Source organism: Helicobacter ganmani (assembly GCF_003364315.1).
GTDB classification, from domain to species: Bacteria; Campylobacterota; Campylobacteria; order Campylobacterales; family Helicobacteraceae; genus Helicobacter_D; species Helicobacter_D ganmani.
On the sequence record NZ_NXLS01000006.1, the window covers coordinates 26,062 to 50,991 of the forward strand.

Consider the following 24,930-nt stretch of genomic DNA (forward strand, 5'->3'; position numbering starts at 1 on the left):
TTATTTAATATAAATACTCGCACTCATTGTGGGACCAACATTAATGGAACGCGCTGTGTAAGTAAATGTGCCATTGGTATTGCTAGGCTTGGAAATATCCCAAACTTCCAACCAACCATAAACAATGTTACTATTATTGACTGCGCCTTGACATTCTATCATTGTTGCCTGATTTCCCGCAAAAGTTGCACTATCTGTGCTTCTGCCTCCATAGCCTACAACTCCCGTAATAACTTCAAATGGATTGCCCCCGTGATTGATAATTGTTTCTGTTTGAGTATCGCTAGGAATCTCTTCACAATCATAGCCTGTTTGCTCTTTCATTTGAGACGAACACACTCCTATGATATACACAGCACTTACAGGTGGGGCTGCTGCCTTTGTGGCTTCGTTATTTTTATTTGCCTCATACGCTTTTTTCATTCTCTCTAAAGATTTATCAAATTTCCCACTAAGGATTCTTTCCTTTAGTGGAGAATTTGGCTCTACATAGAAATTCATTCCATTTCTCGTAACTTTCTCTTTACCCTCTGTGGTATAGTTGCTATCTGCACCAAATGCGATTGTGCAACTTAAAACACTTGCCAACGCAAGACTTAAAGCTTTTCTTGTCATTTTAACCCTTTAAAATAAGATATGTAGAATCTTAAGCAAAAAGTATGCCATTATTAAGATTCTGTTGTTTTATTTTTCTAAAGTTCTATATTATGGATTGCTTCGGCGTTTCATTCCTCGCAAGGACAAAAATCAGCTATTGCACCCTTGCAAGAAATTTAATTCATTAAAGTTGCGATTCCTTTTCCTCTAGCTCCAAATATTGCATAATTTTTTCCTCGCACAATGCTTTTTTGGCTTCAAACTCCACTGATTTTTCTTGCAACTCCTGCGTGCTTAAATCCCCGCTAAACAACGCTTTCTCAAGCTCTTTAATCTCCATTTCTAAGGCTTCAATCTCCTGTGGCAAAATCTCCAATAATCGCTTTTGATGATAGCTTAATTTCGTTTTCTTTGCATTTGGGTTTTGAGAGTTTCGGGATTCCTTGGAATCTTTAGCAGTGTTTTGCGAATCTAACTCCGCGCTTAAAGCCTGATATTCTCTTAATTCGCTTTCAATCTCTAAATATTCGCTAAAGCTTTTGTGTGATTCCATTACCTCACCATTGCCTCTAAAAACATAGAGCTTTTGTGCGATTTTATCCACAAAGTAGCGGTCGTGGCTCACAAAAATAATCGTTCCCTCAAAGCTCTGTAAGTATTCCTCTAAAATATTAATCGTGGGAATGTCCAAATCATTTGTGGGCTCATCTAGGATTAAACAATCATACGACTTCGTAAAAAGCAAGGCAAGTGCGACACGATTCTTTTCTCCCCCGCTTAATGCTCCGATTTTCTTGTCCAAAAACTCTCTAGGAAACAAAAAATTCTTCAAATAGCCAAAAATATGCATACTCTTGCCGCGCACCTCAATATGGTCTCCGCCAAAAGGGCAAAAAGTCTCTAGCAAATCCTTACTATCATCTAAGTTTTCTCGGTGTTGGTCAAAATAGCCAATCTTCACCTCTCCGCATTCAATGCTCCCGCTTGTCGGCTTAATTTGTCCCAAAAAGAGTTTGAGCAAGGTAGATTTACCCGCTCCATTGCGCCCCACGATTGCGATTTTATTACACTGCAAAATCCTTGTAGTGAAATCACGAATCAAAACTTTGCCACCCATTTCTACACCGAGATTCTTTGTTTCAAACAACATTTTCTTACGATTGACACCCTCCTCTTGATTGAAATGCTTGCGCTCTCTTTCTAGCTCCAAAGTCATTTTGCGAATGATGGAGGGATTACTTTTAGCCTCTTGACGCATTTGCATCAAACGTTCTTTGCGCCCCTCATTGCGCTTCACTCTCGCACGAACCCCGCGCGCTAACCATTCTTCCTCTGCTTTTAGGTGTTTTAAAAGCGTTTCGTGGCTCTTGGCAAGACTTAGAAGCAAAGCTTCCTTTTGATGTAAATAATCACTATATCCACCTTTAAAATGCCGCAATCTCCCTTCTTCTACTTCCACAACCCGCGTTGCGATTCTATCAATAAAATATCTATCATGGCTGATAAAAACTAGGGTAAAATTTGCGCGCAAAAGCATAGATTCCAAAAACTCTACCATTTGCACATCTAGATGGTTTGTCGGCTCATCTAGCAACAAAATATCCGGCTTGGTTAGTAAAAGACACGCGAGCGCAACGCGTTTTTGCTCTCCACCACTTAGCAAATTCACAAATCTATCTTGCAAAGGCTCTAGGGCAAAAGTTTCTAGCACTTGCTTCACTTTGGATTCCAAATCCCACGCGTTATGGTGGTCAATCAAGCTAGAAAGTTCTGCATATTCTCGCAAAAGAGCCTTATCCTCTGGAATCTCTTGCAGTTGCTTTGCCACTTCAAAATAACGCACCCTTGCGAGATTGAGAGATTCTAAAGCCTCCAAGATTGCCTCTTTGGCTGTTTGTCCCGCTTTGAAATGTGGTTTTTGGATTAAATGTTTAATTTCCAAATCCCCCTCTTGCATACGCGTTCCCTCATCGGGTTCTACCTCGCCACTTAAGATTTTTAGCAAAGTAGATTTACCCGCTCCATTGCGCCCCACGATTGCTATGCGTTCCCCCTCGTGAATATGCAAGGAAACATCTTGCAAAATCACTTTATAATCGTATTGTTTGGAAATATTCTGCAAAGAAAGATTAGCCATTTTTGCGATTCCCAATCCTTAACGTATTCTCCTCTGAAGTTTGCACCCTCTTATAAAGCCACAATATCAAGCAGAATCCGCCGATAAGCAAGGACAAAAGTTGTCCTAAAGTCAGCCAATCAAACGCAACAAAGCCAAGTTGCGCGTCGGGTTCTCTAAAAAACTCTGCGACAAAGCGCATAAAAGAATACCATACGCCATATAAGATTCCAATTTCGCCCACAAACCGCGCTCTTTTGCGCCAAAAATACAGAATCGCAAACACCAAAATGCCCTCTAAAAACGCTTCATAAAGCTGACTTGGGTGTCTTAAAATGCCCTCTACATAGATTCCGATTCCGTTTGTCGTCTCACGCCCAACCAATTCTTGATTTAGAAAATTTCCAATGCGTCCAAACACATAACCAAGCGGAACACTAAGTCCCACTAAGTCCATAAAAAGCCAGAAATTTACTTTTTTAACTTTCGCAAACAACATAGATGCAACCAAAAATCCAATCACCGCCCCGTGATAGCTCATTCCACGAATCCCTACGAAGTTGCCCTCCCTATCAAATGGATTGAAAATCTCCCAAGGATGCGTGAGATAATAACTCGTCCATGGGTCATAAAACAAAATATATCCGAGTCTTGCACCCAAAATCACGCCAATCTCAACCCAAATAAAATAACTATCCAAAAGTGCGTTAGAAATAGGATAATTATCTATCTTGACAAAAACTTTGGCAACCAAAAGCGCGACAAGCAAAGCAAGCACATACATCAGTCCATACCAATGCACCGGAATCCCAAAAACAAAAAATGCAATGGGGTCAAAATGACTATAAATAGAGTTCCATGCTGTCATTGACAACCTCAAAAAACTGGTGCAATCCCAAGCGCACAAAAGTATCATACAAATAAGGGCTTGCGATATAAAAGTGAAATTTAAAGCCATTTTTGCGCGCTAGTTTTAAACAATAGCCAAGAATGTAAAAATTCACTTCTTTTGCCTGTGGAATCTCAAAATGCAATTCTACATTTGGCTCGTTTTTATGCTTTTCTAAGAGCATTTTTATATCGTGATAATCGCTAATTTCCTTGATTTTGCCGCGCAGAATATAAACATTGTCTTTTACTTTTTTGATTTTCAAAGCTTAACCTCTTCCAAATATAATGATAAATTCTAGCAAAAAGCGACTAAATTTATCTTTGTGCGCTTTAAGAGATTCCATAAAACTGCGAAAAAGAATACAATAAATCACATTTGTGTTAAAATTTATCCCAAACTTTATCCATACACCAAAGGCAAAGAAATGACACTAGACAACACAGAATCCGCAAAACTTAAGGAACTAGACCTTTCGTGTATTTGGCATCCTTGCACGCAAATGCACGACCACGAGGCGAATATTCCGCTGATTCCAATAGCGCGTGCGCAAGGCGTGTATCTCTACGACTTTGAGAATCGGGCTTATTTGGACTGCGTTTCTAGCTGGTGGGTAAATCTCTTTGGACATTGCAATCCTTATATTAGCGCAAAACTTAAAGAGCAGTTAGACAGCTTAGAACATATTATTTTTGCAGGTTTCACGCACAAGCCCATTATTGAATTATCCCACCGACTTTTGGAGCTTTTGGATTCTAAATTCGGCAAGTGTTTCTATGCCGATAATGGCTCAAGTGCGATTGAAGTTGCACTCAAAATGGCGTTCCACGCTTGTGCGATTCAAAAGAAAAAGAAAAATAAATTTATATGCCTAGAAAACGCCTATCATGGAGAGACTATCGGGGCATTAAGCGTGGGAGATGTAGGGATTTATACACAAGTCTATCAACCGCTTTTGCTAGAAACATTAAAAGTCAAAGCACCTAGTGGAGAGAACTTTGCGGAATCCCTAGAATCCTTAAAAACACTATTACAGGCACACAAGGAGGAAATTGCTGCATTTGTGCTAGAGCCCTTGATACAATGCGCAGGAAATATGAATATGTATAGCGCAAAATTCGTGCAAGAAGCGGTAAAAATGTGTCAGGAAGCGGGAGTGTATGTGATTTTTGATGAAATTGCGGTGGGATTTGGGCGCACAGGAAGTTTTTTTGCCTATCAACAATGCGGGGTTGTGCCAGATTTCTTGTGCCTTAGCAAAGGAATCACAGGAGGATATTTACCGCTTTCTGTTGTGATTACGACGAATGAAATTTATAGTTTATTTTATGCGCCCTATGAAGAGCATAAAGCCTTTTTGCATTCGCATTCTTACACAGGAAATGCGCTTGCGTGTGCGTGTGCCAATGCGGTTTTAGATATTTTTGAGAGAGACAATGTGCTAGAAAACAATGCGATTCTCTCGCAATTTATTTGGAAGAAATTGCAGGTTTTGCAAGAGTTTGGCTTTGTGCAGAATCTTAGACATCAAGGAATGGTGTTTGCCTTTGATTTGGGTGGCTTTGAGGGACAACGCAAGGGCTTAGAGGTATTTAACGCTGGCTTAAAGCGTGGCTTGCTCCTGCGCCCCCTTGGTAACACAATCTATCTTATGCCTCCTTATGTTTTAACTAAAGAACAAGCAAGCTATATCGTAGAATCCCTTGTAGAGATTCTGAAAATCTTTGTGGATAAATTTGCAAACAAAACGAAAGTTTAAGGTAAATTAAAATTTAAACTCTCTCACTTTTTGCAAACAAGTATAGAATCTACACTTCAAAAAGCTCGCACAAAGTCTTTAAAAGATTCTATCTTTTGTGATATATTCGCTGGAACTGCAGCAGTGGGGAGGCTTTTTAAAACACAAGTAAAGCAAATTATTAGCAATGATTTGAGTGGATTTTTCTAAGCTATAATGATGAGGGATTGCTTGGTTTAGAGCAAATTCAAGCTATTTTTGAAAAATATGGCAAATACTCTTTTGCTACACAAAAACACCAACGTTTCAAAGCGGATTCTAAACGAATCCAAAAGCAAGATTGCACTTTGGAATATTTGCATATTTTGAGGAAGTAAGCTTGTGGTATGAAATCCCACAGCAATAACCCTGCAACAATGAGAAAAACAACCCAAAAAATCTAAAAAAGAGATTCCACCGCCTGCGTTTGTGTGCGCTCTTGTGGAGGAAGAGGATTCGCCTTTGCAAGATAAAAAGCCACAAGGATATTCACCACCATAGCAAGGAGCAAAAGCGGAGTTGTGCGCTTGATAATCTCCATTGGCGAAACTTTCGCAAACCCCGCTAGAGCAAGAATCCCACCCGCAATCGGAGAAGCTGCCCGCCCTAGACAAGACGCAATCTCTATGGGTAAAACTAAAGTAATCGGCGCGATTCCAAGCTTCGTTGCTACTTCTGGAGCTAATCTGCCAAAGGCATTAAATGCTGCGATTCCACTTCCCATAATCACGCTAGCAAAATACACTAAAAAGCTAAAGACTGCAATACTCAAAATCACCGCAAAAGTCGCAAATTCTCCTGTTTTGCCAAATCCAGAAACCGCATTGACAAGAATCCCTACGCCACCAAGAGACTTAACCCCCTCTGCAAAAACTCCTGCCGCAATGATAATACTAACGACACTGACAAAAATCTCTGCCATTGCCTTTAAAATCACAACCATATCCTCACCAAGTCTCTTAGCGTCTCTGTGTCGGATAAATTCCACGGCAAAAACAATCGCAATGCTAATGAAATTTGCCGTTACCACATCTAGTTTAATCTGCAAAAAATATGCAGCAAACAAAGAAACCACTGGCAGCCAAGGGAATAGGATATAAAAAGTCGGGCATTTGGGATTAAGGATTTGTGGAATCTCTGCTTCACCACTCAACACCCCTTTAAGCGCGTCCCTTTTATCCACCCACGCAAAATAAAGTGGAATCGCAAGTGCAATCACTGCCACATAAGCCGCGACACTCCAAATTTGATAATCCAAAAACAGCCCAATGACATTGTCCTTTTGCCCCACCATATCTGCCATATTGATAGAGCTTCCGTCTTTTGGTCCATAATCTAGTGCAATGAGAGATAGCACGCAAACTGCGGTGATAGGGCGAATCTTTAGCGCAAGAAGCACAGGATAAATACACGCTAAAAGCAACAAAAGCAATCCCGCGTAACTAGAAATCACGATTTTTAATGCCATTCCAACAACAAATGTTCCACTCAAAATAAAATATTTGTTTTTGATTCTACCCAAAGGCTTGTTTGCAAGAAATGCGAGCTTGGCAGAAGCATTAATGTGTCGCATATATGCAGCAAATCCCGCTACACTCATAATAATCAGCCCAACCCCTGAAAGCTGCGCTTTAAAAGTTGCGGTGATAAAGGCAAAACTATCTAGCAACACATTTAAAAATGTCATTTCCTCTGGAGACCTTATCGGAGCTTTTGGAATCGGAGAGCCTGTCAGATAAAAAGAAAAAATCAACAAAACCAATCCTGAGAGCAAAAATACAAAAATCGGATTGTATTTTTGGAGTATGTAATACGCTACAATTACAACTGCTAGAAGTGTAGAAACTATCATTAAAGCTGACATATTTTTCCTTAAACAGCAAATTGATTGACAAGAATTTATGGAATTTATTATAGAAAAAAAGAGTTTAAAGTTTTGGTTTATACTATATGATAAAATATCAATGTTTTTAGTCTTACTTATTTATTTCACTCCTCTCCTACACATTCCTCAAACAAAAACTTATGCTCATTTGGCAAGGATTCAAAAAGCGCAAAAGCTAAATTACGAATCTCCCACAACGCACTTTTGGAGCTACGCAAATGTAAAAAATTTTGCAAACTTCGTGCATTAATGCTCCAAGTTAATTCTGTTTTGTAGGATTCGGGCATAGCAAATTTAACCAAATCATTGCTAATATTTTCTTGCAATAATAAGCGGAGGTTCTCTAGTGCCTGCACGCTTGCTTTATCTACGGCTTTATTTTGAGTAAAAACTAAAAATTTCCCTGCGCGTGAGAAATTTACCTCATTTAAAGGCAAAAAAGATTCTGTATTTTTCAATTCTTTAAGCGTGTAGCGCGTAGATTTCACGCTCAAAGATGCAATTCTATGCCGTGCTAACTCTTGCAAAGTCGCACGTGAGATTCCTTGAATGTAAAAAGTATAATACAAATGCTCTAAAGTGGAAGCGTGTTTGAATTTATTTCCCACGCGATAAATTAACTCTTTATCCTTTTCTCCGCCATTATCACCCTTTTCAAAACTCTGCCAACAAGTGCGAATTGCGTGCGCACAAATATTTAATTTTGTGTAATTTAAAAGTGTAATTTGCATAGATTATTCCTTAGCTTGAAGTTTTAATCGTTGTGCGTGTGTAATTGCTATGGCAATTGCATCTGTAATATCTAGAGGCTTAATTTCACCCTTAAGCCCCAAAAGTCGCTTTACCATAAAGGCAACTTGTTCTTTTTGTGCCTTTCCATTTCCTGTCAAAGCCTTTTTAATTTGTAAAGGCGTATATTCAGTGAAATTTCCTAACTCTTGTAGAATCTTAAGGCTCAACGCTCCACGAAATTGCGCAAGCTTGATTACGCTTTTGGGATTATACGCATAAAACATATCTTCAATCGCGACGGAATCAATAGAATGATTTTTCAATACCAAATCAATCCCTTCCACAAACTCTAAAATTTGATGTTGCAAGATTCTTTCTTTGATTTTTATCAAACCTGCTTCCACCAAAGAAATTGCATTTTTATCTAATTTTATAATCGCATAGCCACAATTTCTGCTTCCCGGGTCAATTCCTAAGATATTCACTCATTTCCTTAAAATAATTTAAAAAATTGCATAATAATATAAAATTTTTAGTAATTTTGAGATAAAATCGTTCCAAATTTCACGAGTTATTCACATCTTATTCACACCTGTGAATAACTTTAAAGGCAAAAATTTGAATCAGATTTTATTACAGCTTAAAGATGAAATCACAACTTTTGAATTTGAAAATTATATCAATCAAATTACCTATAATGAAAAGTATTCTCGTGAAGATAGAATCGTGTTAAATGCTCCAAATGTCTTGATTGCAAGTTGGGTAAAAACAAAATACGCAGACAAAATTGCTCATCTTTTTGAAATCAATAATGGTTTAAAGCCTGAAATCATCGTGGAAGTTGCAAATTCTAACAAAAAGAAAGAAAACAAAAGTAATGTGCGCAACAAACAAAACAGAACAACAAATCTCAATCCCTCTTTTACTTTTGATTCCTTTGTGGTGGGTAATTCTAATACCTTTGCCGTTAATGTTGCCAAAGCTGTAGCACAAAATCAAAGCATTAAGTATAATCCTCTTGTAATTTATGGAAATACAGGGCTTGGTAAAACACATTTACTCAACGCGATTGGTAATGCAAATATTCTTGTAGGTAAAAATGTCATTTACACCACAAGCGAACAATTTTTGAATGATTTTTTGCTACATATTCGCAACAATACAATGGAACGATTCCGTGAAAAATACCGGGCTTGTGATTATTTATTGATTGATGATATTCAATTTTTGAGTGGAAAGGAACAAATTCAAGAAGAATTTTTTCACACTTTTAATGAGCTCAAAGAAAACAATAAACAAATTGTCCTAACCTCTGACCGCCCACCAAAAGATATGAAAGGCTTAGAAGAGCGTTTGAAAACTCGTTTTACTTCTGGACTTTTAGCAGATATTCAACCTCCAGAATTAGAAACAAAAATCAATATTATTCGCGCAAAATGTGAATTAGATAGAATCCATCTTGATGATACTATTATTCATTTTATCGCGGCAAATATTAATGATAATATTCGTGAAATTGAGGGTGTTTTAGTGAAACTTAGCTTTTCAATGAATGTTACAAATATTCAAGAAATTAGTCTTGATTTCATCAAAGATGTTTTAAAAGAATATATCAAAGAATCCAAAGAAAATGTCAGTATGGACAAAATCATTGACACTGTTGCAAAATACTATAATCTCAAACCCTCGGACATTAAAAGTAAGAATCGCTCAAAAAATATCGTAATTGCGCGTAAAATTGTAATTTATTTAGCTCGCACTTTGACACCTAACTCTATGCCTTATCTTGCAAATTTCTTTGGAATGAAAGACCACAGCACAGTAAGCAAAGCAATGAAAAGTATTCAAGACGAAATCAATAACAATGCAAACTTTAAAACTATCATTGAAGAAATAAAAAATAAAATAAAATGATTCTTTTAAATACAATAAAAACAAAGTTTTGCTAAAATGGTGAATTAATGTGAAATTAAAAAATTTATCTATTCACACAAAAATACGAATTTTAGAAGCTTGTAGCACTTATTCAACAATTCAAGCCCTCTACTAATACTTCTAAAATTTATAAATTTAATTAAGGAGCTCCGTATGAATATCACCATTCCAAATAGTGTTTTAGACAACATTTTTACTTCTTTACAACCTTTTTTAGACAAAAAAGATTCTAGTCAAATCACTTCCCACATTTACCTTGAAACAAAAGACAATCAACTCATTTGTAAAGCCACAGATTTTGAAATAGGACTTTGTGCAATTAGTGATTCTTTAACCATTAACGAACACGGAATCGCAACGGTTAATGGGAAACAAGCATTAGATATTATCAAACGATTAAAAGAAAGTGATGTTAATCTTTATACTCACAACGAAAACCTCCATATTCAACAAAATAAAAGCTCTTTTAAACTTCCAATGTTTAATGCTCAAGAATTTCCAACCTTTCCAGAATACGAAAACCTACCGAAACTAGAAATCAATTCTTTACAATTAATCACTTCAATGAAAAAAATTTTTCCTGTAATTGATATTAATAACCAAAAACGCGAATTAAACGGAGCTCTTTTGGATATTAAGGAATATTCTTATAATTTCGTGGCTACGGATACAAAACGACTTGCAATGGTAAAATTTGACAACGCATCAGGAAATAATCTTGCACTAATTTTCCCAAAAAAAGCAATTACAGAAATTCAAAAATTATTCTTTGATAATCTTGAACTTTTCTATAACGAAAAAGACATTATCATCAAATCTCAAAATTACATTTTCTTTTCTCATCTTATCAATGGAAAATTCCCAGATTATGAAAAAATATTGCCAAAAGAAGTCGCGACACAGCTTACGATTCCAAAAGCGAAAATTATCGAAGGAATTAAAGTTATTAACTCTGTAACAAATGATGTTAAAATTACTTTTAAATCTAATGAAATTTTATTTGAATCTTTAAGTCAAGATAATTCAGAAGCTAAAACACAAATTGAAATAAATCTTTCTCTTAATGAGGAAATTGAAATTGGTATTAATTCTCGTCATGTTTTGGATTTCTTAATGCAAATCGACACTGCGGATTTCATTTGGGAACTTAATGGTAAAAATGCTCCTTTTGTGTTAAAAAGTGAGAATTTCTCCACTGTTGTTATGCCTATTATTATTTAAAATTTTTTAGAATTACACAATTTAGGAAAAAGATGGAAGATTTAGAATACACAGGACAAAGTATTAAAGTTTTAAAAGGCTTAGAAGCAGTTAGAAAACGTCCGGGAATGTATATTGGTGATACAAATATCGGTGGATTACACCATTTGATTTATGAAGTCGTAGATAACTGCATTGATGAAGCAATGGCAGGATACTGCACAGAAATTGAAGTGATTTTAACCAAAGAAGGCGGAGCAAAGATTTCTGATAATGGGCGTGGAATTCCTGTAGATATTCACCCCACAGAGGGAATTTCAGCCGCTACGGTTGCCTTAACCGTTCTCCACGCGGGAGGTAAATTTGACCAAAAAACTTATTCTGGTGGTTTGCACGGAGTAGGAGTTTCCGTCGTAAATGCGCTTTCTAAAAGCTTGCAAATGACGATTTATAAACACAATCAAATCTATCGTCAAGATTTCGTGCAAGGGATTCCACAAAATGCTTTAGAAGTGATTGGTGAGACAAAACTCAATGGAACAACGATTGAATTTATCCCCGATGATAGTATTTTTGAAGTTGTAAATTTTGATAAAGAGATTTTGAAAAAGAGATTCAAAGAGCTTGCTTATTTAAATCATCAAATTACAATTCATTTTAAGGACGAGCAAAGCGACTTTGACGAAACCTATCACTTTGAGGGTGGATTGTCGCAGTTTATCCATGATATTAACAAAAAACCTTTTATTTCTCCTATTATTGACTTTGAGGGAAGAGATGAAAATGTAGAAGTAGAAGTAGCTTTGGCTTATAATGAAAGTTTTGATGAAAAAGTATTAAGCTTTGTTAATAACATTCACACAATGGACGGAGGAACGCACGAAGCAGGATTTCGTATGGGCTTGACTAGGGCGATTACAAATTATATTGAAGAAAATGCCAATGCACGCGAAAAGGATTCCAAAATTACAGGCGATGATATTAGAGAGGGATTACTTGCGATTGTTTCGGTAAAAGTTATTGACCCGCAGTTTGTGGGGCAGACTAAAAGCAAATTAGGAAGCTCCTTTGTGCGTCCTATTGTACAGAAACTTAGTTTTGAAAAGATTTCAAAGTTTTTTGAAGAAAATCCCAACGAAGCTAAAGCAATCATGCAAAAAGCACTTTTAGCCGCACGAGGTAGAGAAGCGGCAAAAAAGGCGAGAGAACTCACGCGCAAGAAAGAATCTTTTAGCGTAGGCACACTTCCGGGTAAATTAGCGGATTGTCAGAGTAAGGACCCAAGCATTAGCGAACTTTATCTTGTAGAAGGAGATTCTGCAGGTGGTTCAGCCAAACAAGGGAGAGATAGGGTTTATCAAGCGATTCTTCCCTTAAGAGGAAAAATCTTAAATGTAGAAAAAAGTCGCCTAGATAAGATTCTAAAAAGTGAGGAAATTAAAAATCTCATTACCGCTTTAGGTTGCGGAATTGGAGAGGAATTTGATATTACAAAAGCAAGATATAATAAAGTCATTATTATGACTGATGCTGATGTAGATGGAAGCCATATTCAAACGCTTTTGATGACTTTCTTTTTTCGCTATTTAAAAGGTATCATTGAAGCGGGTTATTTGTATATTGCCCAGCCGCCACTTTATCGCTTCAAAAAGGGAAAAAAGGAAATTTATCTCAAAGATGAAAAGGCTTTGAGCGAATATTTGATTGAAAATGGAATTGAAAACTTTGAGTTTCAAGGAATTGGGACAAAAGAACTGATGGAGTTTTTTAAAATTGTCGCACATTATCGTTCTACCTTGCAGAATCTGAAAAAACGATTTGCTTTAATTGAAGTGGTACGCTTCTTGATTGAAAATAGTGATTTACTTGCACTTCCAAATAACGCCTTGTGTGAAACAATTAAAGAAAGAATCGCAGAGCTTGGATTTAATATTTTAAACGAAAAGATAGATGAGGAAAAAGTGCATTTATATGTGCAAACCGATTCTGGATTGGTAGATATTAAGATTGATGATGAGCTTTTTACGCACCCACTTTTTGAAGAAGCGCATTTCGTGTTTAATAAAATCAAAGAATTTGATTTGGGATTCTTAGAGGGAAAAGACGCGGTGAGTATGCTAGAATCAATAGAAGAAAGTAGCAAAAAAGGCGCATATATCCAAAGATATAAAGGTCTAGGAGAAATGAATCCCGAGCAACTTTGGGAAACAACGATGACACCAGAAAATAGGCGTTTGATTCGTGTAGAGATTCAAGACGAAACAGAAGCAAGTGATGTCTTTTCACTCTTTATGGGTGATGAGGTAGAACCAAGGCGTGAGTATATCCAAACACACGCAAAAGATGTGAAACATTTAGATGTTTAAGGGGATTCTTGATGTATTTGTTAGCGGGGATTTTGGATTTTTTTACAAGTTTGAATGGAATCTTTTACACGCTTGCTTATGTTGTGGGCGGGATTCCGTTTGGATTGCTTTATGGAAAATATCTTGGAGGTGTGGATATTCGCCAAGTTGGGAGCGGAAGCATTGGCGCGACTAATGTTTTACGTGCATTAAAAGAAAGTAATCCAAAAATTGCTAAAAAAATCGCAATTCTTACAATGTTAAGTGATGCACTCAAAGGCGTGGTGATTATAATGATTGCCAAAGCGTTTGGTGTTAGCTTTGAAGCACAATGGATGATGGCACTTTTGGCAGTGGTGGGGCATTGTTTCTCGCCTTTTTTAAAGCTAGAAGGTGGCAAAGGTGTAGCGACTTGTGTTGGTGTTGTCGCGGTATTTTTGCCTTTAGAGGCAATTTTAGGTTTAGTGGTGTGGTTTGTGGTTGGAAAATTATTAAAAATCTCCTCTCTTGCCTCACTTTTTGGCGTGATTTGTGGCATAGGTTTTAGCTTTTTCCTGCATCCCGAGATTCCACATATTACAACTCATACACCTTTAGTTTTAATGCTATTGTTGATTCTTTACAAGCATATTCCAAATATCATTCGTCTAATCCAAAGAAAGGAACAAAAGGTAATATGATAGAATTTCGGAAAAAAATAGTTTAATGATTTTTGAAAAGTTAAAGAAAATAGTCATTGCCTATATTGCAAATAATTTTAAACTTTCAAATAAGCTCACAAAAGTGAATAATCATCTTGGCTTAAAACTAACAGAAATAGAAAAAGCACAGCAAGTTTTAGCTCAAAAATTGCAAAATCTAGAAAAACAAATGCACTTAAAATTATATTCTTTAGATTCCAAAATGCAAGTTCTTCTTAGAAAATCTATGGAAAATGAAATTTTTGCTTTAAGAAATTCTGTATTGCCTTACGCAAATTTACCTATTCGTCCAAGTCATTTTTTGCTTCTTTCGTATAATAAGCATATTCCTAAGTATTCTCATCACAATCTAGGAGATTTTATCCAAACGATTGCAACCAAAAATGCTCTTTTGTTTTTGAATCCCAAGACAACTTTTGAATTTTTTGATAGGGATTCACTGATAAGCTATTATCCCGTGCGGGGGGGGGGGGGAATAATTCTTTAAATGCTTTAACTCCTGTGGTTATGCAGGGTTGGTTTGCTTTTCCGGATTCCCCACATTTTATTCCCAATCACTACCTTTTGCCTATTTTTGTAGGCACACATTTTACTTCCGCAATTCAGAAATTTTTGCAATATTTCATCGTCTATTATCCTTGGTATTTTGAGGGTAAAACGATAGGTTGTAGGGATTTGGCGACTTTAGGATTCTGTGAGAAATTAGGATTAGAAGCTTATCTTTCACGTTGTCTTACGCTTACATTGCCCAAACGCACGCAAGAACAAGAAACACAAGCAACAAAGGTATTTTTGGTAGGGATTCCAGAGGATTTATTAAAATTTATTCCACGGGGTTTGCGTGAGGGTGCAATCAGTGTCAATCAGCAAGGAGTTTCTAATGAACAATCTTTGCAATGGCAGAGCTTTTATCATTGTAGTGAGGATTTGTTAGAAACTTACAAAAATGAAGCAAGACTCGTAATTACTTGTGCATTGCATTGCGCATCTCCTTGTTTGGCAATGGGAATTCCTGTTGTTTTGATTGCAAGAAATGAAGAAAATCTTGGACGTTTTTCTGCACTTAGTGGAATTGTGCCGATTTATACCATAGAGGATTTGGAAAAGGAACGCGTGGATTTTGTGCCACAATCCCTAGACATAGAATCGCTAAAGCAAGATATGCTAGAAAATCTAAATCTTAGCATAAAAGAAGCAATGGGCGAGAGTGTGGATAAAGAAACCTTGCAAGCAATTCGCCAAAGAATAGCGGATTTTGTCCCTGCAATGCAATCTAATATGGCGGAATCTCACGAGAATTCTGCTATCGCGGGGGGGGGGGGAAATAAGCTAGAAGCAAATTTTATAGAAAATACTTGGAAATATGATTTTAAATATGATTTGGAATTTAAGCAAAGGGCGCAGATTTTGTTTGATTTGCTCTCCAAAGAAGCGAGAAATCGCCTAAAATCTGTTTTAGATTTGGGTTGTGGGATTCAGTATTTTAGGGAAGTATTGGTAGAGAATAGCTTAAATCTTAATTATTATGGTGTGGATTTGTATCCTCACAAGCCAGATAATATCCTCTGTGATTTTAATCAGGATAATTTTCCAAATTTCGTGCAAGATTCCTTTGATTTGGTTGTTTGTGCTGGGTTGTTTGAATATATTTTTGATTTGCCAAGATTGATTAAGAGGATTTGCGCTCTTTCGCCTCAATTTATTTTGTGTAGTTATAACTTTGACAATACAAGTGGGGTGGATAATGAAATTTGGGTTAAGAATCGCCTGAAACAAGGGGAATTATTTGATTTATTTTTGCAGAATCATTATTGTTTAAATACCTACAAAACACATAAAAGAAGCTTACCAACCGGTTATTTTTTGTTTTACAAGAAAGAATTAATGGGATTGTGAGTGTTATCAAAGCAATCCAAACAAAAGAATCTCTCAAAGATGAAAGATTCAAATATTTTTTACTTTTTTTATTTAAAAAATATTTAACTATTTAAAATAATTTACATTTTTCAATTTATTTATTAATTTTTTGCGTATTTTGCTACTTTTTGTAATATAATTACGCGTTAATTTATTTTGAAAGGTAGGAATATGGAATTTTTGATGTCCTTAAGTGAAGGAACGCAGTTCGCGATTCAGCTGATTGTTGTTCTTATTTGTTTGTTTTATGGTGCGAAAAAGGGTGGAATCGCACTTGGACTCTTAGGGGGTGTGGGGCTTTTGGTTTTGGCTTTTGGTTTTGGCGTTCAGCCCGGCAAACCCGCAGTTTCTGTTATGCTTACGATTTTAGCGGTGGTTGTAGCAAGTGCGACTTTACAAGCAAGTGGGGGACTTGATGTAATGCTACAAATTGCAGAAAGAATCCTAAGGAGAAATCCAAGATTCCTAACGATATTAGCTCCTTTTGTAACCTGTTTTTTGACAATCCTTTGCGGAACAGGACATGTAGTTTATACAATGATGCCAATTATTTATGATATTGCAATCAAAAATGGAATCCGCCCAGAGCGTCCAATGGCGGCTTCTTCTATCTCTTCTCAAATGGGAATTATCGCAAGCCCGGTTTCTGTGGCAGTTGTATCTTTAACTGCGTTTTTACTCAATGCTCAAACCCATTTAGCAGGGTTTGATGGTTATGTGGATTTGCTTAAAATCACGATTCCAGCGACTTTATGTGGCGTTTTAGTCGTAGGGATTTTTTCTTGGTTTAGAGGCAAAGACTTGGATAAAGACGAAGAATTTCAAGAAAAACTCAAAGACGAAGAGTTCAAAAAGTATGTTTATGGGGATTCTAAAACCTTGCTCGGCGTTAAGCTTCCAGGTGTCCAATGGGCAGCGATGTGGATTTTTTTGGGTGCAATCGCAATTGTTGCGATTTTAGGCGCATTCCCAGAGCTTCGCCCGCATTTCACAATTAAAGGCGCAAGCAAACCAATGAGTATGGTAGATACGATTCAAATGTTTATGCTTCTTGCAGGTTCTGCTCTGCTTATTTTTACCAAAGTAGATGCGGGAAAAATTGGTAAAAACGAAATTTTCCGCTCCGGTATGATTGCACTTGTTGCGGTGTTTGGAATCTCTTGGATGGCAGATACAATGTTTGCAGTGCATACGCCAATGATGAAAACTGCTCTAGGAAGCGTGGTGCAAGATTATCCTTGGACTTACGCAATTATGCTTTTACTTATTTCAAAATTTGTTAATTCACAAGCCGCAGCAATCGCCGCATTCGTGCCTTTGGCATTAGGAATTGGAGTGCATCCTGCCATCATCGTAGCTTTTGCTCCTGCGTGCTATGGATATTATATTCTACCAACCTATCCAAGCGACTTGGCAACGATTCAGTTTGACCGCTCAGGCACAACGCATATTGGAAGATTCGTTATCAACCATAGCTTTATTTTGCCCGGACTTATCGGGGTGTTTAGCTCTTGTGTGTTTGGTTATATCTTTGCAATGTTTGCAGGATATTTAGGCTAGTTTTAGTGGCAATTTTAGCGAGATTCTGTGCTATGGAATCTCGCAAAGACTTTTAAATTCACTACGAATTGCAGAGGCAATTTCATTATAACAAATCAACCTGCAAACAAGGCGGGGATTCTAAATTCTAACTATTTAAAGCATTTTTTACATTTGGTGCAGTAAAATCACTAGCGTTTAAATTACAAGGAGGAAATGATGAGAGAAGTGCAATACGAAGACATTAAAGCAGCGGTTGCAAAGCTTGCGATTGACGCGTGCTGTATTCAGACGCCAGACATCAAGACAGCGTTTGCAGGTGCGAAAAAAACCGAACAATCTACTTTGGGACAAAATATCCTAGACACATTGATTGAAAATGGTAAAATTGCAGAAACAAATATGATGCCTATTTGTCAAGATACAGGTATGACGGTGGTGTTCGTAGAAATCGGGCAAGAGGTGCATATCGTGGGCGGTTACATTGAAGATGCGATTAATGAGGGGATTAAAAAGGGCTATACAGAGGGCTATTTGCGTAAATCTGTCGTAGAAGAGCCACTCTATGAGCGCAAAAACACGACAAACAATTCTCCCGCGGTGATTCATACGCGAATCATCAAGGGTGATAAACTTCACCTTAAAGTCTGTCCTAAAGGCTTTGGTAGTGAGAATAAAAGCATTCTAAAAATGCTTGTTCCCGCTGATGGCATTGAGGGCGTGAAAAAAGTCTTTCTTGAAGCAGTAAAGCTTGCAGGACCGAACGCCTGTCCTCCTATGGTGATTGGTGTAGGAATCGGCGGGACAATGGAAAAGGCAGCACTTCTAGCAAAACAAGCCGCAGTGCGTGAAATAGATTCCAAGAATCCCGATGCGCGCTATGCAAAACTTGAAGAGGAATTGCTAGAAATTGCAAACAAAACCGGTGTGGGACCGCAAGGGCTAGGAGGCACGACTACGGCGTTCAAAGTCAATGTAGAATGGTATCCTACACACATTGCAGGGCTTCCTGTCGCGGTGAATATCAACTGCCACGCTGCGCGACACGCGGATATTGAGCTATAAGGAGGGAAAAATGTCAGAGCCAAAAAAAATTACTGCACCTTTGAGTAAAGAAGTAGCAAAAAGTCTTAAAGCGGGGGAAAGCGTGCTTATTAGCGGAACGATTCTCTGTGCGCGTGATGCGGCGCATAAAGCCTTAACAGAAGCTCTAGCACGTGGAGAAAAACTCCCTGTGGATTTGAGCGGCGAGACGATTTATTATCTAGGACCCACTCCTGCAAAGCCGGGCAATGCGATTGGTAGCGCAGGACCTACGACAAGCGGGAGAATGGATAAATATACACCGACAATCATTGAGCAAGGCATTCACGGAATGATTGGCAAGGGCTATCGCAGCAAGGAAGTCATAGATTCTATGGTAAAACACGGCGTAGTGTATATGGTGGCTGTGGGTGGCGCAGCGGCATTGATTTCAAAATGTATCACCAAATATGAAGTGCTTGCCTATCCTGAACTTGGACCTGAAGCGGTGGCTAGACTTACGATTGAAAATTTCCCCGCCATTGTTGCGATTGACGCAGAGGGCAATAACTACTACGAAGTTGGGCAAGCACCGTATAAGAAGATTTAGGCTGCTTTCTTTTCCGCGCCTTTAGGGGCGCGGGGCGATTGTCATCACAAACAAGCTTAAATTCAAAGTGGGCTACAATGTGGTGCAAGGCGAATGGTCTATCGCCTATCCAAACAAATCACTATGGCTACCCACAGAAACACAAGTTAAAATCAAAAGATTTTCTTGCTTTTGATAGACAAGCAGCAGATCGGGCTTGATATGACATTCTCTAAAATCCTTATATTCACCTTTGAGCTTATGGTCTTGATATTTTTCTTCCAAGCGTTCATTGTTGGCTAATTTTTGGACAATATTATCAACTAACATTTGGTTATCTACCGAAAGCTTCTTGTATTGCTTTTTATATCCCTTAAGAATCTTAATTTTATACATTAAGATTCCATTATTTTTTTGTATTCTTCAAAGTCTCGGCAAATCTCATACTCGCCATTTTTTATTTCTTTAATGGCTTGTTTCATCAAGCATTCTTTCTCTCTTTTAGTCTTAACTTTGGCGTTATCAAGCTTTGCCATAGACTTGATAGCCTTTTGCAACTCTTTGCTTGCGTTTTCGATGATTAGCGTCATTGTGTGCTCCTTGTTGTTTGGGGTTCTGGTTTTATGAAACATTTGGAATCTTTTAGTTCTGTTTATCGTATTGACTGCAATAACTCGAAAAGGCTTTTTCTAATTCATCTAATGTTTTGTATCTTTCCTCTATATTTCCACTTGTTCCTTTATCAAAAAAAGGGCATTTTATCCTACCATTATTGGTTTTGCCTATTACGACAAAAAATAAAATACGAGTAAGAGCAAAAATTTCGTGGTGTTTATCGTAATTTTCAAACCCTACCCTTGACAAATCAGAATAATCATTAAAAGAACCTTTAATTTCTGTATTTTCGCTTGTTAATTCGCTATTTGGTGTTTTGACTAATCCAAAATCAGAAATTTTTACCACAAGCAAATCATTATCATATTTTTTTAATAAAATATTGTTTGGGCTTATGTCTCTATGGAGTATATCTTTATCAAATACATATTTAAATGCTTTAATAATTTGCAATCCGATATTTTTTCTAATTTGTATATTTAGATTATTGTTATGTTCATCAATATAGGATTTAAGGGTAAAATCTGCATATTCCATAATATATTCATTCCTTTGAGGATTAAATGAATAAGCTTCTAGCATATAGGGATTATTAAATGACTGCATTGTGTCAAATTCTCTTTTAAACCTTTCTAGCTCTTTTGTGTCTAAGTTCTTTTTTGCTCTTTTTAATGTAAAATATTTATTATAAAATTTATCTTTATATTTAAAAACTTGAGCATAAGAACCCTCACCAATTAGTTTCAAATTAGCCGATATTGTGGGATTAGTTGAAATTTCTATATTATTTTTAGGATTAAAAATAGAGATTTCATAATAAAGCATTATTTTTTGCATACCTATGGGAATTTCACTACCGCCACTACTTTCTAAAAACTTTAAACAATTGTCAAATAGCTGTTGATAATAAGATTCTATCTCAAATGAAAGATTTGTTTCTTTCAATTGTTTTTCAAGCCTTTTTGAAATATTTATGGCTTGCAATAATTGTCTGCTACTCTGTGCCCAATAATGTCTATTGCTTGTTTCTGTTGCTGGAAGTCGTTCATTCATAGCCCTAAAGCAAGGAATAATTTGTGAATGAAGTGTTGAAAAAATAGTTTGCAATGCTTCATTGTTTATATTTTTATATAATTCTTTATATTCATTACTCAAAACATTCTCTAAATCTTTTTTGGCAGCAGTTATAGCATTTAAAATAATCTTTTCCATTATTTATCCTCTATGATATTTATTTCGTTTTCGTTTAGATTATATAATTTATACACTAATTTATCAATTTCGGATTCTAAGGCACTTGTATCAAATGTGGAATCTTTGGCTTTGAGATTTAGAATCTCATCGACTAAGGTGATAATTCTATCAACGATTTTTTGGTTTGATTTGGTGATTTTTGGGATAGGAATATTGAGTAAAGGCTCTTTTTCTATTTTATACAAATTACCTTGTATTTTACCTTTATATTTTAGCCAGAACGCTATCAATTTAGAATTAAATAAGCCTGTTAAAAACTTCATATCAAATCGGCTCGTTTGTATAAAAAATAATGCTCTTGAACCATAAAAATTTTCTTTTGTATATACGAAAGTTGGAATCTCGCAACGCACTTGAGAAATTATTTTTTCGTTTCCCTCAATAAAAAATCTCTCTTCTCGTTCTCTATGCAAAAAGAAATAAGGTTTATGGGGGGTTTTATATTGTATTTTAGCTTTTTGTAATATTTCTTTGTATGGCTCAAAATGTTGTTTTAGATTTGGCAAGCCATCTAAGTTGTCTTGCTGATAGTTTTTTGCAGACATATATATTAAAAATTTATCTGTTTTTTCGATGTAATATTTTTGTTGCAAGCCTGTATAATATGTTTTTATAAATCTCATTTCCTCTTTTGAAAAATCGCTTATATTGTTCAAAATAAATGCTTTATCAATTGCGGGGACTATTCCCTGCGCCACTTCATCTTCTTTTAAAAATATCTTCCCATTTTCCAAAATTTTATTTAGTACTTCCGCCTGTTTAGAATCCGAAAAAGTTAGAGGCTTATCAAGCATTTGAAGCGGAGTTATTGTAGGTGTGAGATAGATATTATCCTCAAATGTTTCTCTAGCCAAAATTGTGTCCCTATGTTTATCTGTGGGTTTTTTAGAATCTATCCTTGCATAGTGGATTTGATAATTTTGAGGGGTAGAATCTAATTTTTGAAATTCCATAATCATTGTTTGGATACTTGCAGAATCGAAGCACATATACGAGCCAAAATCTACAAGATTTAAGATTTGGGATTCTTTTAAAATCACATTTCTAAGATTTTTCGCCCCTGTATTTGTTGTCCAATTTTGTGTAGCAATAAAAGTTACAATGCCTTGATTTTTAACGATGTCAAATCCTAATCCTACAAAATGATACCAAATATCCATTTTGTCTTGATAGGTTCTTAAGCGTTTCGTGCCATCAAAAAGCCTTTTATTGTCGACTTCCTTGATATACGGAGGATTGCCTATCACTAAATCAAAGCCTAGAAATTTACCACTCTCATCTTTATATAAATCTTTAAAATCGCCTTTTTGTTTTTGTTTGTTGTTATGCGTAATTTGTTCTTTGGTTAATCCTGCGTTAAGAAGTTTTGAAAATTCTATGCGCCATTCAAAGTTTTTTGAAAGATTAAAAATTTTATCGTGTTCGTTTTTAAGTGTTTGGAGTGCTTTTTGTGCCTTATTTTGCATTTCGTCATCAAGATTTGGTGCAAATAAACCCGAAATACTAATATGATTTTTGATGAATTTATAATGCTCTTCCAAGCTATCTTTGGCATAATCGCCATAGCTTTTAGAATATTTCTCACATTCTTTTGCAAGTTTTTCTAATTGTTCTTTAAATTTAGTCTCAAAATGTTGATTTAATAAATCTTGCTTAACCCTATTTATATCCTTTATCATCTTGTCTTTATCTTGATAAAATCCATTGAAATAATCTACTTCTAATTTTTGGTATCTTTTAATTTGTTCTGTTGTGTTTAAAAGCAATTTGTCATCTATTCCCATATAAGAGATTAAACTATTCCCGCACTTAATATTTATATCAATATTTGGCAAAGTTTGGAGCTTATGGATTTTAGAATCTTTATCTTTAGAAAAGTTAAGATAATAGGCATTTTTAAGCAATTCAATCCAAAGACGTAGTCTTGCGATATTGCACGAATTGGGATTAATATCCACACCAAAGAGATTGTTTTCAATGATAGATTTTTTAAGCGTAAAAAGTGCGATTTGGATTGTGTGGTTAGAATCTTGTAGCCTTTTGTAAGCAAACTTTTCGCCCTCTTTGGTAGTAAGGTGGATTTCATCGTCTTTAATTTGCAAATCTTTATACCCAAATCCCAAAAGCCCTAATTTGTGATAAATTGCAATCATTTCATTAAGTGCAGAGACAAGAAAATGTCCGCTACCCACGCTTGGGTCGCAGATTCTAATACTTTCTAAAAGCTTTTTAAATTTTGATTCTTTGTCAAAATTCCTATCAATCTGCTTACGCAGGGATTCTAAATCTTTTGCACTCCAACTAAAAGCTGTATTGAATCTATCTAGAACAATTTTTTGCAAACTTTCCTTACACATATAGGAGGTAATGAAGTTTGGGGTATAGAAACTGCCCTCTTGATAGCCATTGAGCTTTTCAAACATCGCACCAAGCACACTTGAATTAATCAGTTTGTGGCTTAGGTTAGAATCTTGACTTTTGCCAAAGTCAAAGCATTCTAAGAAATCAAAGAGATAGGTAAGAAAGCGGACAGATTTCCCCTTTTTATATTCTGTTTGTGTAGTGGCAAAGGGCAGAATTTCTAAAGTATCATCTAGTGCGTTTAAGTCGCAAATTTCTTTTTCATCTCGGATAAAAAGCGAGGAGTTGAGGTAAGGCAGGAAGTTAAAGCCCTTATCTTGCTTTCGCTCCGCATAATCCCTTGCCAACACTTCAAAAAAGAGATGAGCCAAAATGCTAAAACTCGTGATTTTTGTAGAGGTTAAGAATTGCAAGTTTTTATCAAAATCATTAAAATGCAACAAGTTTGCTTCAATGAGTTTCAAAAATAAAATACGATTGAGCCACACGATAATATGGCTCATCGTGGTTTCAAAATCACTCGGCTTATTGTTGTTTTTTAGCTTGTCGGCGATATGCTTTGCAAAGCTATTTTTCTGTGTCTCGTCTATTTGAATAAGAATCTTGCCCTTAGTCTCTATTTCTTTTAAGCCCAAAATATGCAAAAGCTCATAGTAGAATTTGGGATTAAGTGCGTTAGAATCTCTGTGAAATTCATCGTGCAGAAATTCTTTGTTTAAAATCGCATAAGATTGCTTGAAATGTTTGTCATTACGCAAGTCAAAATGTGTGCCTTGCAGTGAAGTATTAAACAAATCTCCCTCTAAATTGCCTTGAAACTCTTTGCTTAGAATCTTTGCGAGTTCTGCATAGAAATCCTTTTGATTCTCAAGCAAATCTTTTTTATTTAAAGATTTATAAGCGTCTTGAATCTTCTTATTTTTGTAAAAATATCTTTCAAACTCTTTTGCTCTAAAAAGATAGAATTGATAAAAATCTGTGATGAGGATATATTTTAGTCGCGTGTTGTTTTCTCGTTCGCGCAAATAGTAGAGGATACACTCGTGCAATGCCTTGCAGTTAGGATTCTCTGCACTAAACATTTCAGTTTTATTCTTTTGTGTTTTGGCTTCAATGAGGATTTCAACCTGCGAATCTTTAAGCAAAGCTAAGTCAATTTCGCTATTGCCTTTTTGTTTGAAAGCCGCTTGAGTGTGGAATCCTAACCCTTGCAAAAAGGGTGCAAGAACATTTGCAACAATGGCTTTTTCATTTTGCCCTTTGTGTTTTTCAAGGGATTCCAAATATTGCGCAACTTTTTCTTTAAACTCCTCTAACTCCGAAATTTTGGATTCTGCATAGTCTTTGTTACAAGAAGCAAAAAATTCTTTTGGGGTGAGAGGTTGGAATTGTAGAGGCATTGGATTCCTTTGTTTTGGGGTTTGCATTGCGCTTGGAGAGGATAGATTTGCGCGA

Annotated in this window: 23 protein-coding genes; 12 read left to right on the top strand and 11 right to left on the bottom strand. The window is 36.2% G+C overall.

Going from position 1 to position 24,930, the window contains the following annotated elements:
- The 4 genes from CQA43_RS06330 to CQA43_RS06345 form a co-directional block, all read right to left on the bottom strand.
- Complete coding sequence (locus CQA43_RS06330; RefSeq protein ID WP_115551778.1) at positions 1-615, bottom strand: DUF4879 domain-containing protein; 615 nt, start codon at positions 613-615, stop codon at positions 1-3.
- Positions 616-781: 166 nt separating this feature from the next.
- Positions 782-2,734 carry a ribosomal protection-like ABC-F family protein gene (gene abc-f, locus CQA43_RS06335; protein ID WP_115551779.1) on the bottom strand — a complete coding sequence of 651 codons (1,953 nt, stop codon included), beginning with the start codon at positions 2,732-2,734 and terminating at the stop codon, positions 782-784.
- Positions 2,727-3,581, bottom strand: a complete 855-nt coding sequence (gene lgt, locus CQA43_RS06340; protein WP_115551780.1) for a prolipoprotein diacylglyceryl transferase — start codon at positions 3,579-3,581, stop codon at positions 2,727-2,729. Before lgt ends, abc-f begins: the two co-directional genes overlap by 8 nt.
- On the bottom strand, positions 3,556-3,867 hold the full coding sequence (locus CQA43_RS06345) for a hypothetical protein (RefSeq protein WP_115551781.1): 312 nt from the start codon (positions 3,865-3,867) through the stop codon (positions 3,556-3,558). Before CQA43_RS06345 ends, lgt begins: the two co-directional genes overlap by 26 nt.
- A 162-nt stretch (positions 3,868-4,029) precedes the next feature.
- Here CQA43_RS06345 and CQA43_RS06350 point away from each other — a divergent pair, with 162 nt between their 5' ends.
- From CQA43_RS06350 to CQA43_RS09740, 3 genes are read left to right on the top strand one after another with little or no spacing between them, the layout of a single operon-like run.
- The gene (locus tag CQA43_RS06350; RefSeq protein ID WP_115551782.1) at positions 4,030-5,361 is read left to right on the top strand and encodes an adenosylmethionine--8-amino-7-oxononanoate transaminase; all 1,332 of its coding nucleotides are present in this window, start codon (positions 4,030-4,032) and stop codon (positions 5,359-5,361) included.
- 30 nt (positions 5,362-5,391) lie between these two features.
- Positions 5,392-5,550 (top strand): DNA adenine methylase, encoded by a 159-nt coding sequence (locus CQA43_RS09735; RefSeq protein ID WP_245944248.1) that lies wholly within the window; start codon positions 5,392-5,394, stop codon positions 5,548-5,550.
- A gap of 17 nt (positions 5,551-5,567) precedes the next feature.
- Entirely contained in the window at positions 5,568-5,717 is a 150-nt protein-coding gene (locus CQA43_RS09740) for a hypothetical protein (RefSeq protein WP_245944249.1), read from the top strand.
- A gap of 62 nt (positions 5,718-5,779) precedes the next feature.
- Here the strand turns inward: CQA43_RS09740 and dcuC are convergent, their stop codons facing one another.
- The 3 genes from dcuC to ruvC form a co-directional block, all read right to left on the bottom strand.
- On the bottom strand, positions 5,780-7,243 hold the full coding sequence (gene dcuC / locus CQA43_RS06360) for a C4-dicarboxylate transporter DcuC (RefSeq protein WP_115551783.1): 1,464 nt from the start codon (positions 7,241-7,243) through the stop codon (positions 5,780-5,782).
- A gap of 125 nt (positions 7,244-7,368) precedes the next feature.
- Complete coding sequence (gene thyX, locus CQA43_RS06365) at positions 7,369-7,995, bottom strand: FAD-dependent thymidylate synthase (RefSeq protein ID WP_115551784.1); 627 nt, start codon at positions 7,993-7,995, stop codon at positions 7,369-7,371.
- A gap of 3 nt (positions 7,996-7,998) precedes the next feature.
- A complete protein-coding gene (gene ruvC, locus CQA43_RS06370) occupies positions 7,999-8,481 on the bottom strand; it encodes a crossover junction endodeoxyribonuclease RuvC (protein ID WP_115551785.1) in 483 nt (160 codons plus the stop codon).
- Between the two features lie 133 nt (positions 8,482-8,614).
- Between ruvC and dnaA the strand changes: the two genes are divergently transcribed.
- The 9 genes from dnaA to CQA43_RS06415 all read left to right on the top strand — a co-directional run bounded on the left by dnaA (position 8,615) and on the right by CQA43_RS06415 (position 19,266).
- Positions 8,615-9,910 (top strand): chromosomal replication initiator protein DnaA, encoded by a 1,296-nt coding sequence (gene dnaA / locus CQA43_RS06375; RefSeq protein WP_115551786.1) that lies wholly within the window; start codon positions 8,615-8,617, stop codon positions 9,908-9,910.
- Between the two features lie 174 nt (positions 9,911-10,084).
- Positions 10,085-11,152, top strand: a complete 1,068-nt coding sequence (dnaN, locus tag CQA43_RS06380; RefSeq protein ID WP_115551787.1) for a DNA polymerase III subunit beta — start codon at positions 10,085-10,087, stop codon at positions 11,150-11,152.
- A gap of 32 nt (positions 11,153-11,184) precedes the next feature.
- On the top strand, positions 11,185-13,497 hold the full coding sequence (gyrB, locus tag CQA43_RS06385) for a DNA topoisomerase (ATP-hydrolyzing) subunit B (RefSeq protein WP_115551788.1): 2,313 nt from the start codon (positions 11,185-11,187) through the stop codon (positions 13,495-13,497).
- An 11-nt stretch (positions 13,498-13,508) separates the two neighbouring features.
- The gene (gene plsY / locus CQA43_RS06390) at positions 13,509-14,156 is read left to right on the top strand and encodes a glycerol-3-phosphate 1-O-acyltransferase PlsY (protein WP_115551789.1); all 648 of its coding nucleotides are present in this window, start codon (positions 13,509-13,511) and stop codon (positions 14,154-14,156) included.
- Positions 14,157-14,181: 25 nt separating this feature from the next.
- Positions 14,182-14,664 (top strand): hypothetical protein, encoded by a 483-nt coding sequence (locus tag CQA43_RS06395; protein ID WP_115551790.1) that lies wholly within the window; start codon positions 14,182-14,184, stop codon positions 14,662-14,664.
- Between the two features lie 20 nt (positions 14,665-14,684).
- Positions 14,685-16,073 (top strand): methyltransferase domain-containing protein, encoded by a 1,389-nt coding sequence (locus CQA43_RS06400; RefSeq protein ID WP_115551791.1) that lies wholly within the window; start codon positions 14,685-14,687, stop codon positions 16,071-16,073.
- A 192-nt stretch (positions 16,074-16,265) separates the two neighbouring features.
- A complete protein-coding gene (locus CQA43_RS06405; RefSeq protein WP_115551792.1) occupies positions 16,266-17,654 on the top strand; it encodes an anaerobic C4-dicarboxylate transporter in 1,389 nt (462 codons plus the stop codon).
- A 198-nt stretch (positions 17,655-17,852) separates the two neighbouring features.
- Positions 17,853-18,698: a fumarate hydratase gene (locus tag CQA43_RS06410; protein ID WP_115551793.1), complete on the top strand. Its 846-nt coding sequence runs from the start codon at positions 17,853-17,855 to the stop codon at positions 18,696-18,698.
- Between the two features lie 10 nt (positions 18,699-18,708).
- Positions 18,709-19,266: a Fe-S-containing hydro-lyase gene (locus CQA43_RS06415; RefSeq protein ID WP_115551794.1), complete on the top strand. Its 558-nt coding sequence runs from the start codon at positions 18,709-18,711 to the stop codon at positions 19,264-19,266.
- Positions 19,267-19,371: 105 nt separating this feature from the next.
- On the opposite strand, the gene CQA43_RS06420 is transcribed toward CQA43_RS06415, so the two are convergent.
- From CQA43_RS06420 to CQA43_RS06435, 4 genes are read right to left on the bottom strand one after another with little or no spacing between them, the layout of a single operon-like run.
- The gene (locus tag CQA43_RS06420) at positions 19,372-19,641 is read right to left on the bottom strand and encodes a type II toxin-antitoxin system YafQ family toxin (RefSeq protein WP_115551795.1); all 270 of its coding nucleotides are present in this window, start codon (positions 19,639-19,641) and stop codon (positions 19,372-19,374) included.
- Positions 19,641-19,835, bottom strand: a complete 195-nt coding sequence (locus CQA43_RS06425; protein ID WP_115551796.1) for a hypothetical protein — start codon at positions 19,833-19,835, stop codon at positions 19,641-19,643. The genes CQA43_RS06420 and CQA43_RS06425 overlap by 1 nt, the downstream gene beginning before the upstream one ends.
- Before the next feature lie 52 nt (positions 19,836-19,887).
- Positions 19,888-21,072 (bottom strand): protein kinase family protein, encoded by a 1,185-nt coding sequence (locus tag CQA43_RS06430; protein WP_115551797.1) that lies wholly within the window; start codon positions 21,070-21,072, stop codon positions 19,888-19,890.
- Positions 21,072-24,875, bottom strand: a complete 3,804-nt coding sequence (locus CQA43_RS06435) for a type IIG restriction enzyme/methyltransferase (RefSeq protein ID WP_115551798.1) — start codon at positions 24,873-24,875, stop codon at positions 21,072-21,074. The genes CQA43_RS06430 and CQA43_RS06435 overlap by 1 nt, the downstream gene beginning before the upstream one ends.
- Between the last annotated feature and the right edge of the window lie 55 nt (positions 24,876-24,930).

Excerpts from the sequence above, each read along its gene's own strand:
- thyX (WP_115551784.1), bottom strand. The coding sequence starts at position 7,995 with ATGCAAATTACACTTTTAAATTACACAAAATTAAATATTTGTGCGCAC.
- CQA43_RS06410 (WP_115551793.1), top strand. The coding sequence starts at position 17,853 with ATGAGAGAAGTGCAATACGAAGACATTAAAGCAGCGGTTGCAAAGCTT.
- CQA43_RS06350 (WP_115551782.1), top strand. The coding sequence starts at position 4,030 with ATGACACTAGACAACACAGAATCCGCAAAACTTAAGGAACTAGACCTT.
- lgt (WP_115551780.1), bottom strand. The coding sequence starts at position 3,581 with ATGACAGCATGGAACTCTATTTATAGTCATTTTGACCCCATTGCATTT.
- CQA43_RS06435 (WP_115551798.1), bottom strand. The coding sequence starts at position 24,875 with ATGCCTCTACAATTCCAACCTCTCACCCCAAAAGAATTTTTTGCTTCT.
- gyrB (WP_115551788.1), top strand. The coding sequence starts at position 11,185 with ATGGAAGATTTAGAATACACAGGACAAAGTATTAAAGTTTTAAAAGGC.
- CQA43_RS06405 (WP_115551792.1), top strand. The coding sequence starts at position 16,266 with ATGGAATTTTTGATGTCCTTAAGTGAAGGAACGCAGTTCGCGATTCAG.
- CQA43_RS06430 (WP_115551797.1), bottom strand. The coding sequence starts at position 21,072 with ATGGAAAAGATTATTTTAAATGCTATAACTGCTGCCAAAAAAGATTTA.
- CQA43_RS06395 (WP_115551790.1), top strand. The coding sequence starts at position 14,182 with ATGATTTTTGAAAAGTTAAAGAAAATAGTCATTGCCTATATTGCAAAT.
- dnaN (WP_115551787.1), top strand. The coding sequence starts at position 10,085 with ATGAATATCACCATTCCAAATAGTGTTTTAGACAACATTTTTACTTCT.
- CQA43_RS06400 (WP_115551791.1), top strand. The coding sequence starts at position 14,685 with ATGCAGGGTTGGTTTGCTTTTCCGGATTCCCCACATTTTATTCCCAAT.
- plsY (WP_115551789.1), top strand. The coding sequence starts at position 13,509 with ATGTATTTGTTAGCGGGGATTTTGGATTTTTTTACAAGTTTGAATGGA.
- CQA43_RS06425 (WP_115551796.1), bottom strand. The coding sequence starts at position 19,835 with ATGACGCTAATCATCGAAAACGCAAGCAAAGAGTTGCAAAAGGCTATC.
- CQA43_RS06330 (WP_115551778.1), bottom strand. The coding sequence starts at position 615 with ATGACAAGAAAAGCTTTAAGTCTTGCGTTGGCAAGTGTTTTAAGTTGC.
- abc-f (WP_115551779.1), bottom strand. The coding sequence starts at position 2,734 with ATGGCTAATCTTTCTTTGCAGAATATTTCCAAACAATACGATTATAAA.
- CQA43_RS06415 (WP_115551794.1), top strand. The coding sequence starts at position 18,709 with ATGTCAGAGCCAAAAAAAATTACTGCACCTTTGAGTAAAGAAGTAGCA.
- dcuC (WP_115551783.1), bottom strand. The coding sequence starts at position 7,243 with ATGTCAGCTTTAATGATAGTTTCTACACTTCTAGCAGTTGTAATTGTA.
- CQA43_RS06420 (WP_115551795.1), bottom strand. The coding sequence starts at position 19,641 with ATGTATAAAATTAAGATTCTTAAGGGATATAAAAAGCAATACAAGAAG.